The organism is Betaproteobacteria bacterium (genome assembly GCA_016720855.1).
GTDB lineage: Bacteria > Pseudomonadota > Gammaproteobacteria > Burkholderiales > Usitatibacteraceae > FEB-7.
Genome location: JADKJU010000002.1, coordinates 1,276,182 through 1,291,498, shown reverse-complemented (window position 1 = coordinate 1,291,498; position 15,317 = coordinate 1,276,182). Strand labels below are relative to the sequence as shown.

The 15,317-nt window shown below is 67.8% G+C and carries 11 protein-coding genes and 2 pseudogenes; 1 reads left to right on the top strand and 12 read right to left on the bottom strand.

What is annotated here, in order from left to right; all coding sequences use genetic code 11:
• On the top strand, positions 1-1,135 hold a 1,135-nt coding region (locus IPP91_13575), incomplete at its 5' end, for a response regulator (GenBank protein ID MBL0143094.1).
• A 1-nt stretch (position 1,136) separates the two neighbouring features.
• On the opposite strand, the gene IPP91_13570 is transcribed toward IPP91_13575, so the two are convergent.
• From IPP91_13570 to nuoF, 12 genes and pseudogenes are all read right to left on the bottom strand, one after another.
• Positions 1,137-1,931 carry an HAD-IIB family hydrolase gene (locus tag IPP91_13570; GenBank protein MBL0143093.1) on the bottom strand — a complete coding sequence of 265 codons (795 nt, stop codon included), beginning with the start codon at positions 1,929-1,931 and terminating at the stop codon, positions 1,137-1,139.
• 30 nt (positions 1,932-1,961) lie between these two features.
• Entirely contained in the window at positions 1,962-3,536 is a 1,575-nt protein-coding gene (gene glpD, locus IPP91_13565; GenBank protein ID MBL0143092.1) for a glycerol-3-phosphate dehydrogenase, read from the bottom strand.
• A gap of 42 nt (positions 3,537-3,578) precedes the next feature.
• Complete coding sequence (locus tag IPP91_13560; protein MBL0143091.1) at positions 3,579-4,106, bottom strand: NUDIX hydrolase; 528 nt, start codon at positions 4,104-4,106, stop codon at positions 3,579-3,581.
• A gap of 52 nt (positions 4,107-4,158) precedes the next feature.
• Positions 4,159-5,613: an NADH-quinone oxidoreductase subunit NuoN gene (gene nuoN / locus IPP91_13555; protein MBL0143090.1), complete on the bottom strand. Its 1,455-nt coding sequence runs from the start codon at positions 5,611-5,613 to the stop codon at positions 4,159-4,161.
• Positions 5,610-7,096, bottom strand: a pseudogene (locus tag IPP91_13550) (NADH-quinone oxidoreductase subunit M). Before IPP91_13550 ends, nuoN begins: the two are co-directional and overlap by 4 nt.
• Before the next feature lie 43 nt (positions 7,097-7,139).
• Positions 7,140-9,068: pseudogene (gene nuoL / locus IPP91_13545) on the bottom strand (NADH-quinone oxidoreductase subunit L).
• A gap of 7 nt (positions 9,069-9,075) precedes the next feature.
• Entirely contained in the window at positions 9,076-9,381 is a 306-nt protein-coding gene (gene nuoK / locus IPP91_13540; GenBank protein MBL0143089.1) for an NADH-quinone oxidoreductase subunit NuoK, read from the bottom strand.
• Positions 9,378-10,010, bottom strand: coding sequence for an NADH-quinone oxidoreductase subunit J (locus IPP91_13535; GenBank protein ID MBL0143088.1), 633 nt, complete (start codon positions 10,008-10,010; stop codon positions 9,378-9,380). Before IPP91_13535 ends, nuoK begins: the two co-directional genes overlap by 4 nt.
• Positions 10,007-10,498, bottom strand: a complete 492-nt coding sequence (gene nuoI, locus IPP91_13530) for an NADH-quinone oxidoreductase subunit NuoI (GenBank protein MBL0143087.1) — start codon at positions 10,496-10,498, stop codon at positions 10,007-10,009. The genes IPP91_13535 and nuoI overlap by 4 nt, the downstream gene beginning before the upstream one ends.
• A gap of 5 nt (positions 10,499-10,503) precedes the next feature.
• A complete protein-coding gene (gene nuoH, locus IPP91_13525; protein ID MBL0143086.1) occupies positions 10,504-11,622 on the bottom strand; it encodes an NADH-quinone oxidoreductase subunit NuoH in 1,119 nt (372 codons plus the stop codon).
• Positions 11,619-13,976 carry an NADH-quinone oxidoreductase subunit G gene (locus IPP91_13520; protein ID MBL0143085.1) on the bottom strand — a complete coding sequence of 786 codons (2,358 nt, stop codon included), beginning with the start codon at positions 13,974-13,976 and terminating at the stop codon, positions 11,619-11,621. The genes nuoH and IPP91_13520 overlap by 4 nt, the downstream gene beginning before the upstream one ends.
• 7 nt (positions 13,977-13,983) lie before the next feature.
• Positions 13,984-15,309, bottom strand: coding sequence for an NADH-quinone oxidoreductase subunit NuoF (gene nuoF / locus IPP91_13515; protein ID MBL0143084.1), 1,326 nt, complete (start codon positions 15,307-15,309; stop codon positions 13,984-13,986).
• Between the last annotated feature and the right edge of the window lie 8 nt (positions 15,310-15,317).

Genomic DNA, 15,317 nt, shown 5'->3' with positions numbered 1-15,317 from the left:
AAGCGCGTTCGCGGTTCTCCCCGGCGCCGACGTGCTGCTCGCGATTGCGCCCGAATACACGACGGAAGCCGGCATCCAGCTCTCCTTCGCCGTGACGGCGACCCCGGGCGTGGACGACAAGCCCGGGCCGCGATCCTCGGCCGAGGCGGGCATGGGGGTCGCGGTCGCGCGCTTCATGGTGGTTGCCATGGGCGGCAGGCTCGAGGTGGGCTCGCGGCCCTCGGAGCCGATCTACGCCTTCACGATCGAGTTCCCCGTGCGACCGGGGCCGGCGCCCGTGCAACGCCCCACGTACGCATCGCTGGTCGCCATGTCGGTACTGGTGGTGAGCGAGGATGCGGCCCGGCGCCACGAGATCACGAACCGGCTGCGCGGCTGGCGCATGACGCCCCTGGAGGCGGACAACGCCGCGATGGCGATCGCCCTCCTCGAACGCATGCACGAGGAAGGCAACCCCGTGCCTCTCATGCTGGTCCCCAACCGCATGGCCGGGCAGGACGGCTTCCTCCTCGCCTTCCGCGTGCGCAACCACCCCGGGCTCTCCCATACGCTGGTGATGATGCTCGCCACCGAGGGCAGGCCAGGCGACGCAATCGCCTGCCGCGAGAATGGCATCGCCGCGTACCTGCGTTACCCCCTTTCGGACAAGCAGCTGAACGACGCCATCGTCGCGGTCACCGGCGCGTCGCTGGACGCGGACGAAACGCCCACGCTCGTCACGCGACACTCGCTTCGCGAGCAGCGCAAAGGCGCCACGATCCTGCTGGTGGACCCGAACCGCGACAGCCACATGCTGGCGGCCCATATCCTGAGGAAGCGCGATTCGAGCCTCGTCGTGGCCACCGATCTCACCGAGGCCATCGCCTGCCTCGACCAGGACCTCTACGACATCGTCTTCGTGGAAACCAGCCTCGAGGGACTCGACGGATCCGACGCGGCGCAGGTGCTTCGCGGCCACATCAAGCGCGACCCGCAGGCGACGAAGATCTACGCGACCAGCATCGACCACTCCTCCGCCTTCCGCGAGGCAAAGCTGGCCGCCGGCTTCGACGGGACGCTCCCGAAGCCCTTCCGCCGCGACAACCTGCTCGCCATCCTGGCCTCGATGGGCAAGCTCCCCGACGAGGCGGGCTGATTCAACGCGCGGCAAGCACCGCCGCGGCGATCTCGGCGAAGCCCGCCGATCCCGGCGAAGGAGCCACGTAACGCGGCAGGACCTGCATCAGGTCCGCCATGTCGCGAACATTCGCGACCCCGACCGCGTTGGGAAAAAAGGCGAACATCGGCTGGTCGTTGGGCGAATCGCCCGCGAAGACGAAGTTCTCCCTTTCCCGGTCCAGGTCCACGCCGAAATCCTCCGCGAGGGCCAGGCGCGAGGTGGAGAGCTTGTCGTAGCCCCCGAACCAGCCGTTCACGTGGATGGAGCTCACCTTCGCGGTGAGGCCCTCGGCCTCCATGATCGCCACGATGCGCGCCACCGCATCGCGCCCGAGCGGCGGCACGTCCTCGCGGAAATCGATGGCCAGATCCGCCTCGCGGTAGGGTTGGTCGGAGGCGATGCCGCACCCCGGCACCTGCGCCAGGATGCGCGCGGCAATGGCGTCCATGCGCTGCGCGCGGCTGGCGCGTTCGGACTCCCCGATCACGTAACGCTTCACGAGCCTGCCCTGCTTCGCGTCGTGCCGGAACCAGAACGCGCCGTTTTCGCCGACCACGGCGTCCACCGGCCACAGGCGCGCGATGTGGTCGCACCATCCCGCCGGGCGTCCGGTGACCGGAATCACGAGGAGCCCGGCTTCGCGCAGCCGTTCGAGCGCCGTATACGCCACCGCGTGCAGGCGCCCTTGCGTGGTGAGCGTGTCGTCGATGTCGGTCAGCACGCCGCGGATCGCGCGGCGGGCATCGAGGGGAAACTCGGCCAGCGGCTTCATCGGGTGGAGGGAATGCGTCGAGACACTTGTCTACGATGTTCTGGGGCGCATCGATTCTGTCGAGTCTTCTCCGTGTTCTGGCAAACCCCCCCCCCCGCCCTTGCGGCTTGCGACGTAGACCTCGACGGCGGCGCGCTGGGCGGCGTCCATGTGCAGGCCGCACTTCGTGCGCCGCCACAGGATGTCCTCGGCGGTCTGGGCCCATTCCTCGGCGATGAGGCAGTCGATCTCTCGCTGGGTGAGGCCGGCGCCGAAGTTCGTGCCCAGGTCTTCGGGCTTGTGGATGTCGCCGAGGACGGTCCTGGCGCGGCTGCCGTGGCGGCGCACGACGCCGTCGAGGAGTTCACGCGGGAAGCCCTTGTAGCGGTCGAAGATCTCGTCGCGGAAGGCGTTGAAGTTGGGGATGTCGCCGCCGGGGAGGTGCGCTTCCTTGGTCCAAAGCGGGCCCATGGGCGGCAGGTAGGGCGAGAGCTTCTGCAGCGCCGTTTCTGCCAGGCACCGGTAGGTGGTGAGCTTGCCACCGAAGAGCGACAGGATCGGGGCCTTGCCGCCCTCGTCGTCCAGCTCGAGCACGTAGTCGCGCGTGATCGAGGACGGGTCGGACTTGCCGTCGTCATAGAGCGGGCGGACTCCCGCGAAGGTCCACACCACGTCGGCCTTCGAGATGGGCTTGGCGAGGAAGCGGTTGGTTGCCTCGATGAGGTAGTCCGTCTCCTGCCCTGTGATGTCCACGGCTTCCTCGGGCGTATCGACGGGCACGTCCGTGGTGCCGATGAGGCTCCACTTGCCCTCGAAGGGGATCACGAAGATCACGCGCTTGTCGGTGTTCTGCAGGATGCACGCGTGGCCGAGCGAGTGGACCTTGGGCACGACGATGTGGCTGCCCTTCACGAGCCGCACGTGGGCGCCCGTGGTCTTGTGGGGAACGCCCTGGAGCACGCTCGACACCCACGGCCCCGCCGCGTTCACCACGGCCGTGGCGGTGATGGTGCGCTTCGCGCCGCTGCGCATGTCCTCTAGGTCCGCCTGCCAGGCGCCGTTCTCGCGCCGCCCGCCCGTGAATCGGGTCCGGGTGAGGATGGTCGCGCCCTTGTCCCGGGCGGACATGGCGGTGAGGAGGGTAAGTCGCGCGTCGTCCACGCGGCAATCCGAGTACACGATGCCGGAGCGGATCTCGGGCTTGAGGCCCGCGCTGAATTCGACGTGCGGGAAGGAGACCGCATGCGACCCCGGAAGCGACACGCGCTTGCCGAGGTGGTCGTACATCCACAGGCCGATGCGGATCATCCACACCGGGCGCATGGTGCGGTCATGGGGCAGCACGAAGCGCATGGGCCGCACGATGTGGGGCGCTGCATGAAGGAGCACCTCGCGCTCCTCCAGCGCCTCGCGCACCAGCCGGAATTCGTAGTGCTCGAGGTAGCGCAACCCCCCATGGATGAGCTTGGAGCTCCACCCGCTGGTCGCGGAGGCGATGTCCGCCATTTCCACCAGCAGCACCTTGAGGCCGCGGCCGGCTGCATCGCGCGCGATGCCCGCGCCGTTGACGCCGCCGCCGATGACCAGGAGATCGTATTCCGTTGTACTTGCCGACTGCGCAGACATTCTTGTTTTTCCCTTTTCCCCCGGAAGTGTCCGGGATACCCCTTACTTTACCCCGGACGGGCCGAACCGGGACCACCACAAAAGTCCAATGATCGTCTTCGTGTCGGTGATCAGGCCCTCGCGGATCCAGCCCAGCGCATCATCGATGCGGGCAGGGAAGACCTCGAGGTACTCGCCGGGATCCAGGCGGGCGCCCACGTGGGTGAGATCGCGCGCGCCGTAGATCTCGATCACCTCGGTGGAATAGCCGATGTTGGGGTGCAGCGTCGCGATGTGCCACCATTCGGCCGCCTCGTAGCCGCATTCCTCCACCAGCTCTCGCCTGGCGGTCGCCAGCGGCGGCTCGCCCCGCTCCATCTTCCCGGCCGGAAGTTCCAGGAAGTGGCGCCGCATCGGGTAGCGGTACTGGCGCTCGAGGAGGACGGTTTCCTCGTCGGGGAAGGCCATCATGATCACGGCGCCGGGGTGCTCGACGTACTCACGCCATGCGCTGGCGCCGTCCGGCAGGCGCACCTCGTCGCGGCGCAGCTTGAGGAGCCCGCCGTCGTAGGCAAGCGTCGTGGAGAGCATGGATTCGGTGAAATCCCCGGTCGGATCCGGCGGGCGGCTCACGTGCTGGGTCCTAGAGGCTGGCCGTGATCGCCCGCGCGCACAGGTCCATCAGGGGCGCCGGGACCACGCCGAGCGCCAGGACCGCAATCGCGTTCGCCGACAGGAGCACACGCATGTCGCTGCGCGGAGCTATCGTGATTTCCCCGGCCGGCTCGTCCATGTACATGAGCTTCACGACGCGCAGGTAGTAGAACGCGCCCACCACGCTCATCAGCACGGCGAACACCACGAGCCACCCGTATCCCGCCTCGAAAGCCGCCTGAAGCACGGCCAGCTTCGCGAGGAAACCCACCGCCGGCGGGATGCCCGCCAGGGAAAACATGATGACCAGCATCACGAAGGCGTACCACTTCGAGCGGCGGTTCAGGCCCCTGAAGTCCTCGATCTCCTCCGCTTCGAAGCCGGCGCGCGACAGGAGCAGGATCATCCCGAAGGCCCCCAGCGTCATGAGCACGTAGGTGATCACGTAGAACATGGCCGAGCTGTAGCCGTTGTCGGTGCCCGCGAGGATGCCCAGCAGCAGGAAGCCCATGTGCGAGATGGTCGAGTAGGCGAGCATGCGCTTCAGGTTCGTCTGCGCGATCGCGACCAGATTGCCCAGGCCGATGGATGCGACCGCGAGGATCGCGAGCATCTGCTGCCAGTCGCCGCTCATCCCGCCCAGCCCCTGGGCCAGCAGCCGCATCACGAAGGCGAACGCGGCGATCTTTGGCGCGGCGCCGATGAAGAGCGTCGCCGGCGTGGCCGCCCCGTGGTACACGTCCGGTATCCACATGTGGAAGGGAACCGCGCCCAGCTTGAAGGCGATGCCCGCCACGACGAAGACGAGGCCGAAGACCGCGAGCGTCTGGCTGGCATGCGTGCCGCCCAGGGCGGCCGCGACGCGCGCAATGTCCAGCGACCCGGTGGCGCCGTAAAGCATCGACATGCCGTAGAGCAGCATTCCGGAGGCGAGCGCCCCGAGCACGAAGTACTTCATCGCCGCCTCGGTCGCCCGCGCCGAGTCGCGCTGCAGGGCGACCAGCGCGTAGAGCGAGAGCGCCAGGAGCTCGAGCCCCAGGTAGAGGGTGAGGAAGTGGTGCGCGGAGATCATCACCATCATGCCGAGCGTGGCGAAGAGCGAGAGCGACAGGAACTCCCCGCGCAGGAGCTCGCGCACCTCCAGGTAAACGCGGCCGTACACGAGCGTCACGGCCACCGCCAGGAGCGCGGCCACCTTGAGCACCTGCGACATCGGATCGACGACGAACATGCCCTGGAAGGTGACCACGGAGGCGCTGCCGACCAGCGTCCACGACAGCGCCGCGCAACCCACGAGCGAGGCGATGGCCAGCCAGAAGGTGACGTGCTTGTCGCGTTCCGGGACGAAGAGGTCGATCACGAGGAGCGCGGACACGAAGAGGAGCAGCGTGATCTCGGGAATCGCGGGGGCCAGGGTGGCGAGGGAAAAGGTGGCCGTGTTCATAGCTTGGTGGTCGCCACGTGGTTGAGCAGGTCCCGGATCGTCGGGTTCATGACGTCGGCGAAGGGCCTCGGGTAGACGCCCATCGCGAGCACGCAGGCCGCCAGAAGCGCGAGGAACACGAGCTCGCGCCGGCCCACGTCCTTGAGCGCGGCCACGTTTTCGTTGGCGACCTCGCCGTAGAGCACGCGCTTCACCATCCACAGCGTGTAGGCGGCGCCGGTGATGAGCGTCGTGCCGGCGAGCAGCGCGGTCCAGAAGTTCACCTTCACCGCACCCATGATCACGAGGAACTCGCCCACGAAGCCGCTGGTGCCCGGAAGGCCCGAGTTGGCCATGGCGAAGAGCACGAAGAACGCCGCGAAGACGGGCATGGTGTTGGCCACCCCGCCGTAGTCGGCAATCAGGCGCGAGTGCATCCGGTCGTAGAGCACGCCCACGCACAGGAACATGGCCGCCGAGATGAAGCCGTGCGAGACCATCTGGATGAGGCCGCCCAGCACGCCGTCGGCATTGAAGAGGAAGAAGCCCAGCGTCACGAACCCCATGTGCGCGATGGACGAATAGGCGATGAGCTTCTTCATGTCCACCTGCACCAGCGCCACCAGGCCGATATAGACCACCGCGATGAGGGAGAGCGTGATCATGAAGCCGGCGAGCGCGTGGGAGGCGTCGGGCGCGATCGGCATGCTGAAGCGCAGGAACCCGTACGCGCCGATCTTCAGGGTGATGGCCGCGAGGATCACCGAGCCGCCCGTGGGCGCCTCCACGTGCGCGTCCGGCAGCCACGTGTGCACCGGCCACATCGGCACCTTCACCGCGAAGGACATGAACATGGCGAGGAACACGAGCACCTGCGCCGTGATCCCGAGCGGCAGCTTGTGGAAATCCAGGATCTCGAAGCTGCCGTTGGTCTGGAGTAGAGGTAGATGAACGCGGCCAGCATGAGGAGCGAGCCCAGCAGCGTGTACAGGAAGAACTTGACCGCGGCGTACACGCGGTTCGGGCCGCCCCACACGCCGATGATGAGGAACATCGGGATGAGCATCGCCTCGAAGAACACGTAGAAGAGGATCGCGTCGAGCGCGGCGAAGGTGCCGTTGACGAGCCCGGACATGACGAGGAAGGCCGCGAGGTACTGGCCCACCCGGTCCGTGATCACCTCCCAGTGCGCGATCACCACCAGCACCGTCATGAAGCTGTTGAGGAGGATGAGCGGCATGGAGATGCCGTCCACCCCCAGGTGGTAGTTCACGTTGAAGAACGGGATCCAGGGCGCAAGCTCCTGGAACTGCATCGCCCCGCCCGCGGCCGGGCTGAAGCCCGTCCACAGGGGCAGGCCGGCGAGGAAGCCGAGCACCGAGCCCGCAAGCGCCGTCCAGCGCGCCACCGCCGGGTTGCGGTCGGAGCCCAGCGCAAGCACCGCAGCGCCGAAGAGGATCGGCAGCCAGGTGACGACGGAGAGGATCGGGAAGCCCTGCGGCATGTCTTCTAGATCCCCGCGTGCATGAGGGTGAGCGTGAGGAGCCGAAGACGCCGATGATCATCGTGAACGCGTAGTGGTAGACGAAGCCGGTCTGCGTGCGCCGGGCGACGCCGGCGAACCAGCCGATGGCCTTGGCCGTGCCGTTCACCATGATCCCGTCGATGATCGTGCGATCGCCCCACAGCCAGAGCCCGTGGCCGAGCTTGCGGGCGCCGCCGGCGAAGAACCAGTCGTTGAACTCGTCGAAGTAGTACTTGCGCTCGAGGAGGGTGGCGAGGAAGCCGGATTTCGCCTTGATCACGGCCGGCAGGTCCGGGCGAACCAGATACAGGTAGCCCGCGAGCGCCGCGCCGCCGAGCGCGAGCCAGGACGCAGGCGTGCCGAAGGCGTGCAGGACCATGCTGCCGGCGCCATGGAAGTGCTTCGCCATCTCCCTCATCGTCTCCGTGGGCGCAATCGACTGGCCGAACCATCCTCCGTAGAGCATCGGCCCGATCGCGACCCAGCCGATGAGGACCGACGGAATCGCGAGCAGGACCAGCGGCACGGTCACCACCCACGGCGTTTCATGGGGCTTGCCGCCATGCCCGTGCGCTTCGCCGTGCGTCTCGAAGCGCTCCTTGCCGTGGAAGGCGAAGAACACCAGCCGGAAGGAGTAGAAGCCGCCGACGAACACGCCGGCCAGCGCGAGCGCGTAGGCGAACCCGGCCCCGGGCGTCTGTGAAAGCTGCAGCGCCTCGATGATCGAATCCTTGGAGAAGAACCCGGCGAACGGGGGCAGGCCCGCGTTCGCCAGCGCACCGATGAGGACCGTGAGGTAGGTGATGGGCATGTACTTGCGCAGCCCGCCCATCCTGCGCATGTCCTGCTCGTGGTGCAGCGCGATGATGACCGAGCCGGCGCCCAGGAACAGCACCGCCTTGAAGAAGGCGTGCGTCATCAGGTGGAAGATCGCCACCGGGTAGGCCGCCGCCCCCAGCGCCATGGTCATGTAGCCCAGCTGCGAGAGGGTGGAATAGGCGACGACCCGCTTGATGTCCACCTGGACGATGGCGATGAGCGCCATGAAGAACGCGGTGATGGCCCCGATCACGATGACGAACGAGAGCGCCGCCTGCGAAAGCTCGAAAAGCGGCGACATGCGCGCCACCATGAAGATGCCGGCCGTCACCATCGTCGCCGCGTGGATGAGCGCGGAGATGGGCGTGGGGCCCTCCATGGAATCGGGCAGCCACACGTGCAGCGGGAACTGGGCGCTCTTGCCCATGGCGCCGATGAAGAGCCCGATGCAGATGATCGTGCCGAGCGCCACGGAACTGCCCGGCACCAGCTCCACCCCGACATAGGCGAGCGAGGGCGCCCTGGCGAACACATCGGCATAGTCGAGCGTGCCGAAGTACGCGAAGACGAAGCCGATGCCCAGCAGGAACCCGAAGTCGCCCACGCGGTTCACGAGGAAGGCCTTCAGGTTCGCGTAGACGGCGGTCGGCCGCTTGAACCAGAAGCCGATGAGCAGGTAGGAGACGAGGCCCACCGCCTCCCAGCCGAAGAAGAGCTGCAGGAAGTTGTCCGCCATCACCAGCATCAGCATCGAGAAGGTGAAGAGCGAGATGTAGGCGAAGAAACGCTGGTAGCCCGGATCGTCGGCCATGTAGCCGATGGTGTAGACGTGCACCATGAGCGACACGAACGTGACCACCACCATCATCACTGCCGTCAGGCGGTCCACGAGGAAGCCCACGTGCATCGACCACCCCGCGCCCGAAAGCCAGGTGTAGAGCACGCCGGAGAAGGAATACCCCGACGCGACCTCCCGCAGCAGCACGGCGGAAGCCGCGAGCGAGATCGCCACGGAAGCGATCGTCACCGTGTGCGCGAACGCGCGCCCCAGCTTCCAGCCGAAGAGGCCCGCGAGCAGCGCACCCGCGAGCGGGGAGAGGGCGGCGATGAGGGCGATCGTCATCAGTTCCATCGGCGCCTCATCCCTTGAGGGAATCCATGTCGTCGACGTCGATCGACTGCAGGTTCCGGAAGAGCGTCACCAGGATCGCCAGGCCGATGGCCGATTCCGCCGCGGCCACCGTGAGGATGAAGAACACGAACACCTGCCCCGCGGGGTCGCCCAGGAAGTGCGAGAAGGCGACGAAGTTCATGTTCACGGCGAGCAGCATCAGCTCGATGGCCATGAGGATCACGATGAGGTTCTTCCGGTTGAGGAATATCCCCACCACCGCGATCGCGAAGAGCAGGGCCCCGAGGACGAGGAAGTGGTTGAGCGGGATCATCGGGCCGCGCCTCCCCCGGTGGCGGACCCGCCCGGCGCCGGCGCGTCCTTCACGATCTTCAGCCGCGTCGCCTTGGAGGCGGCGAGCTGCTCGGCCGGGTCCTGGTAGCGCGTTGCCTTGCGGCGGCGAAGGGTCAGCGCGATGGCCGCGACGATCGCCACCAGAAGCACCACGGCCGCCAGCTCGAACGGGAACACATAGTCCGTGTAGATGAGGCGGCCCAGCGCCTTGGTGTTGGAGTAGCCGGCGGGAGGCGCGCCCGGCGAGGGCGCCGATTCCGCGCCGAACTCGCGCGAGGCGAGCACCAGCGACATCTCGAGCGCCATCAGCAGGCCGATGCCTCCGGCGAGCGGCACGTGCCGCCAGAAGCCCTCGCGCAACTTGTCGAAATTGATGTCGAGCATCATCACCACGAAGAGGAAGAGCACCATCACCGCGCCCACGTAAACGAGGACCAGCGCGACGGCGAGGAACTCGGCGTAGAGAAGCAGCCAGAGGTCCGCCGCCGTGAAGAAGGCGAGCACGAGCCAGAGCGCGGCATGCACGGGGTTGCGGGCCGTGATGACGCGCAGGGCCGCGAACAGCAGGATCGCGGCGCTCACGTAGAAGGCGAGTAGCGGCAGGTTCATCGGAATCTTGCATCCTCGGCGCGGTCCGCCGCTATTTGCGCCTCGTACCGGTCGCCGGTTGCGAGCAGCACGGGCTTGGTGCAGTAGAGGTCGCCCCGGGCCTCGCCGTGGTACTCGAGGATGCGCGTCTCGACGATGGAATCCACCGGGCAGCTCTCCTCGCAGAAGCCGCAGAAGATGCACTTGGTGAGGTCGATGTCGTAGCGGGTGGTGCGGCGCGTGCCGTCCTGGCGCTCCTCGCTCTCGATGGTGATCGCGAGCGCGGGGCAGACGGCCTCGCACAGCTTGCAGGCGATGCAGCGCTCCTCCCCGTTGGGGTAGCGGCGCAGCGCGTGCAGGCCGCGGAAGCGCACGCTCTGCGGCGTCTTCTCCTCGGGGAAGTAGATGGTGACCTTGCGCGCGAAGAGGAAGCGCCCCGTGAGGCCCAGCCCCTTCAGGAACTCCGAGAGCATGAAGCTCGAGGCGATTTCCTTCGCGCGATCCCACATGGCGGTCATTTCCCGAACCAGATGGAGAAGGGCGCGGTGCTGCGCAGGGGCTCGAGCATCATGACGCCGGTGACCACGATCCACACGAGCGTGATGGGGATGAACACCTTCCAGCCCAGGCGCATGATCTGGTCGTAGCGGTAGCGCGGGAAGGAGGCGCGCACCCAGACGAACAGGAACATGAAGAACGCGATCTTCGCGAGCAGCCAGTGGATGCCGGGGGCGGCCAGGAGCCCGAGCACCGGCACCCCGTGCAGGGCGGCGAAATTGAACGGCGAGAGCCAGCCGCCCACGAAGAGCAGGCTCGCGAGGGTGGAGACCAGGATCATGTTCGCGTACTCGGCCAGGAAGAAGACCGCGAAGGTCATCCCCGAGTATTCGACGTGGAACCCGGCCACCAGCTCGCTTTCGCCCTCGGCCACGTCGAAGGGAAGGCGGTTGGTTTCCGCGAGCCCCGCGATGAAATAGACGACGAAGAAGGGCAGGAGCGGCAGCCAGAACCACTCGAGGAAACCCCAGTTGCCGTCCTGGCGCATCACGATCTCGGTGAGGTTCAGGCTTCTCCCGGCCATGAGCGCGCCCACCAGCGCGAAGCCCATCGCGATCTCGTAGGAGACCACCTGCGCGGCCGAGCGCATGGCGCCCAGGAACGCGTACTTCGAGTTCGAGGCCCAGCCGGCGATGATGATCCCGTAAACGCCCATCGAGGTCATCGCCAGCACCACGAGGATCCCCGCGTCCACGTTCGCGATCACCCAGCCCGGCGCGAAGGGCACCACCGCCCACACGGCGAGTGCCGGCGCCACGGACAGGATCGGCGCCAGGACGAACAGCCCCTTGGAGGCGCCCGCGGGAACGATGCGCTCCTTCATGAGGAGCTTGATCGCGTCCGCGATGGGCTGCAGCACACCTTTCCAGCCCACGCGGTTCGGGCCCTTGCGCACCTGGATCCAGCCGATGACCCAGCGCTCGACGAGCTGGTAGTAGAGGACGGTGAGCAGCAGCGGCACGAGCACGGCCACGATGCCCGCGAGCGACTTCGCGAACGTCCACGCGTACGGTCCCCACGCCGGGCCGAACCAGCCCTGGATGGTTTCCTGCACGGTGCCGATGAGCTGCGTCATGCGGCGCTCTCCGCGCGGACCTTGGCGAGGGTGAGGGGGCCCTCGCCCAGTGCGACCGAAGCGGCAATGCCGCGCGCGATGCGAACGCAACCGTCGGCAAGCGCGGGGTCGATCGCCACCGCGAACTCGGCCTCGCCCCCGCCTTGCGACACGCGAACCCGGTCGCCCGGGGCGAGCCCCGCAGCGATCGCCGTCGCCGCGTTCATGCGCGCCTTCGTGGCCGCTTTCGCCTCGGCGGTCCTCTGCAGGCTCGGCGCGCGGCGTACCTGCGGATCGGTGCCGTAGAGGGGCCATTCGGCCACGCGCTCGAGGCCCGTGCCGGGAAGGCCCAGCGAAATCGGGAAGGGCGCGAGGTCGTTCGCGAGCCCCGCATCGGCCCAGGCCTGCAGGTCCGGCGCGATCCCGGCGCGGACGGCCTCGACCGTGTCGGCCGTGAATCCGTCGAGCCCGAGCATCGAGCCCAGCATGCGCAGCACCTTCCAGCCGGGGCGGGTCTCGCCCCGCGGCTTCACGACCGCATGGAACGACTGCACGCGGCCTTCCATGTTCACGAACGTGCCGGCTGTCTCGGCCGACGGCGCGATGGGCAGGATCACGTGGGCGTACTCGGGCGCCCAGCAGCGCCACGCGGAAAGCGCGACGACGAATTCGGACTGCATCAGCGCCGCGATCGCCGCGGGCGCCAAGGCCGCGTCGCGCTCGGGCTCGAAGCCGGCGACCAGCCAGGCCTTGGGCGGATTCGCCACCATGCCACGGGTATCGAGCCCGCCGGGGCCGGGAATGGCGCCGACGAGCTTCGCGCCGACGCTGTTGGCGTTTTGCGCGAGCACGCCGAACTTCGCGCCGGTGAGGCGGGCGATCTCGTGGGCGATGGCGGCGAGCACGGCGAAGTCGGGATGCTGCTGCGCGTAGTGGCCGAGCAGGATGGCGGTGCGCTCGCGCCCGGCCAGGCTCTTCGCGATGGCGCGCGCCTCGTCCGTCACCGCGACGCCGGCGGTTGCCTTCGCGACCTCGCCTTCCAGGGGCTTGCCCGCCGTTTCCGCAACGGCCTTCGCAATCGAGGCGAGCGCCATGGCCAGGCCCGAGGGCCGCGCCACGAGGCGATGGGCCACCGGCATGAGGAGGTCGTCGTCCGCCACATGCACGACGTTGACGGCCAGCCCCTGCTTCGCGCCCTGGCGCAGCCGGTTGGCCAGGAGCGGGTGCTCCTTGCGGATCGTGGAGCCCACGAGGAGGACCGCCTGCTGGCGGCCCAGCTCGGCGATCCTCATGCCGAGCCAGGGGGCGCCGGCGAAGCGGGCACGCGAATCGAGCGACCGGAAGTGGTAGTCGATGTTGCCGGTGCCGAGCCCGCGCGCGAGCTTCGTGGCCAGCGCGAGTTCCTCCAGCGTGAGCGTGGGCGACAGGAGCACGCCCAGCGCGGCCGGGCCGTGTTTCGCGACCGCCTCCTTCAGGCCCTTCGCGACGGCTTCCAGCGCCTCCGGCCAGTCCGTTTCGATCCAGGCGCCGTCCTTGCATACCATCGGGCGGGTGAGGCGGTCCTCGGTGTTGAGGCCCTCGTAGGCGAAGCGGTCGCGGTCCGAGAGCCAGCACTCGTTGATGGCGTCGTTCTCGTACGGAACGACGCGCATCACGCGATCCTGCATCACCTGCATCACGAGGCTGGACCCCAGCCCGTCGTGCGGCGACACCGACTTGCGGCGGGCGAGCTCCCAGGTGCGGGCCGAGAACCGGAACGGCTTCGAGGTGAGAGCGCCCACGGGACACAGGTCGATCATGTTTCCGGAAAGCTCGGAATCGACCGTGCGGCCCACGAAGGAAAGGATCTCGGCGTGCTCGCCCCTGCCGGCCATGCCAAGCTCCATGACCCCCGCGATTTCCTGGCCGAAGCGCACGCAGCGCGTGCAGTGGATGCAGCGCGTCATGTCGGTGGAGATGAGCGGGCCCAGGTTCTTGTTCACCACCACGCGCTTTTCTTCCTCGTAGCGCGAGCACGAGCCGCCGTAGCCCACCGCGAGGTCCTGCAGCTGGCACTCGCCGCCCTGGTCGCAGATGGGGCAGTCGAGCGGATGGTTGATGAGGAGGAACTCCATCACGCCCTTCTGGGCGGCGATGGCGAGGTCGGACTGCGTCCACACCTTCATGCCCTCGGTGGCGGGAGTCGCGCAGGCCGGCAGCGGCTTGGGCGCCTTCTCCACCTGCACGAGGCACATGCGGCAGTTGGCCGCGATGGACAGCTTCTTGTGGTAGCAGAAGTGCGGCACGAAGGTGCCGAGCCGGTTGGCGGCCTCCATCACCGTGGCGCCGTTTTCGACCTGGACGGACTTGCCGTCGATTTCGAGGTTGATCGTCATGTGATCGTCACGGGGACAGGTTGCCCATCAACGAGGACGTCGAGGGCTGTGGCGGTGCCGTGCCCGGAGACGAGTAACCTTCCCCCATCCTGACCAGGCAGCGCTTGTGCTCTATGTGGTGCTCGAACTCGGCGCGGAACTGCTTCACGAACGCGCGCACCGGCATCGCGGCGGCATCGCCGAGCGCGCAGATCGTGCGGCCCTGGATGTTGTCCGCGAGGTTCAGCAGAAGGTCGAGGTCCTCGGGACGGCCGCGGCCGTTCTCGATGCGGTGGATGATCCGGTACAACCAGCCCGTGCCCTCGCGGCAGGGCGTGCACTGCCCGCAGGATTCCTCGAAATAGAAATAGGCGAGCCGCTCGGCCGCCTTCACCATGCAGGTGCTGTCGTCCATCACGATGACCGCGCCGGAGCCCAGGAACGACCCTGCCTTCTGGATGGAGTCGTAGTCCATGTCCAGCGACATCATCACCTCGGCCGGCAGCACCGGCATCGAGGAGCCGCCCGGAATCACGGCCTTGAGGCTCCTGCCGCCGCGCATGCCGCCGGCCATCTCGAGCAGCTTCGCGAAGGGCGTGCCCAGCCGGACTTCGTAGTTGCCGGGGCGGTTCACGTGGCCGGAGACCGAGAAGATCTTGGTGCCGCCGTTGTTGGGCTTGCCCAGCTCGAGGAACCAGTCGCCTCCGTTCACGATGATGGCCGGCACCGCGGCGAACGTCTCGGTGTTGTTGATGGTCGTGGGCTTGCCGTAGAGGCCGTAGCTCGCCGGAAAGGGCGGCTTGAAGCGCGGCTGGCCCTTCTTGCCCTCGAGCGACTCGAGCAGCGCGGTTTCCTCGCCGCAGATGTAGGCGCCGAAGCCGTGGTGGGCGTGCAGCTGGAAGTCGAAGCCGCCGCCCAGGATGTCCGCGCCCAGGTAGCCGGCCGCCCGCGCCTCCTCCAGCGCCTCCTCGAAGCGCAGGTAGTCGGCCCAGATCTCGCCGTGGATGTAGTTGTAGCCGACGGTCGCGCCGATGGCGTAGCCCCCGATGATCATGCCCTCGATGAGGGCGTGCGGGTTGTGGCGGATGATGTCGCGGTCCTTGAACGTGCCGGGCTCGCCTTCGTCCGAATTGCAGACGACGTATTTCTGGCCGGTGAACGCGCGCGGCATGAACGACCACTTGAGGCCCGTGGGGAAGCCCGCGCCGCCGCGGCCGCGAAGCGCCGACTTCTTCACTTCCGCGATCACCGCCTCGGGCGTGATCCTTTCCTCGGCGATCCTGCGCAGCGCCCGGTAGCCGCCTCTCGCCTCGTAGTCCGCGAGGCGCCAGTTGGCGCCGTCCAGGCCCTTCATGATGACGG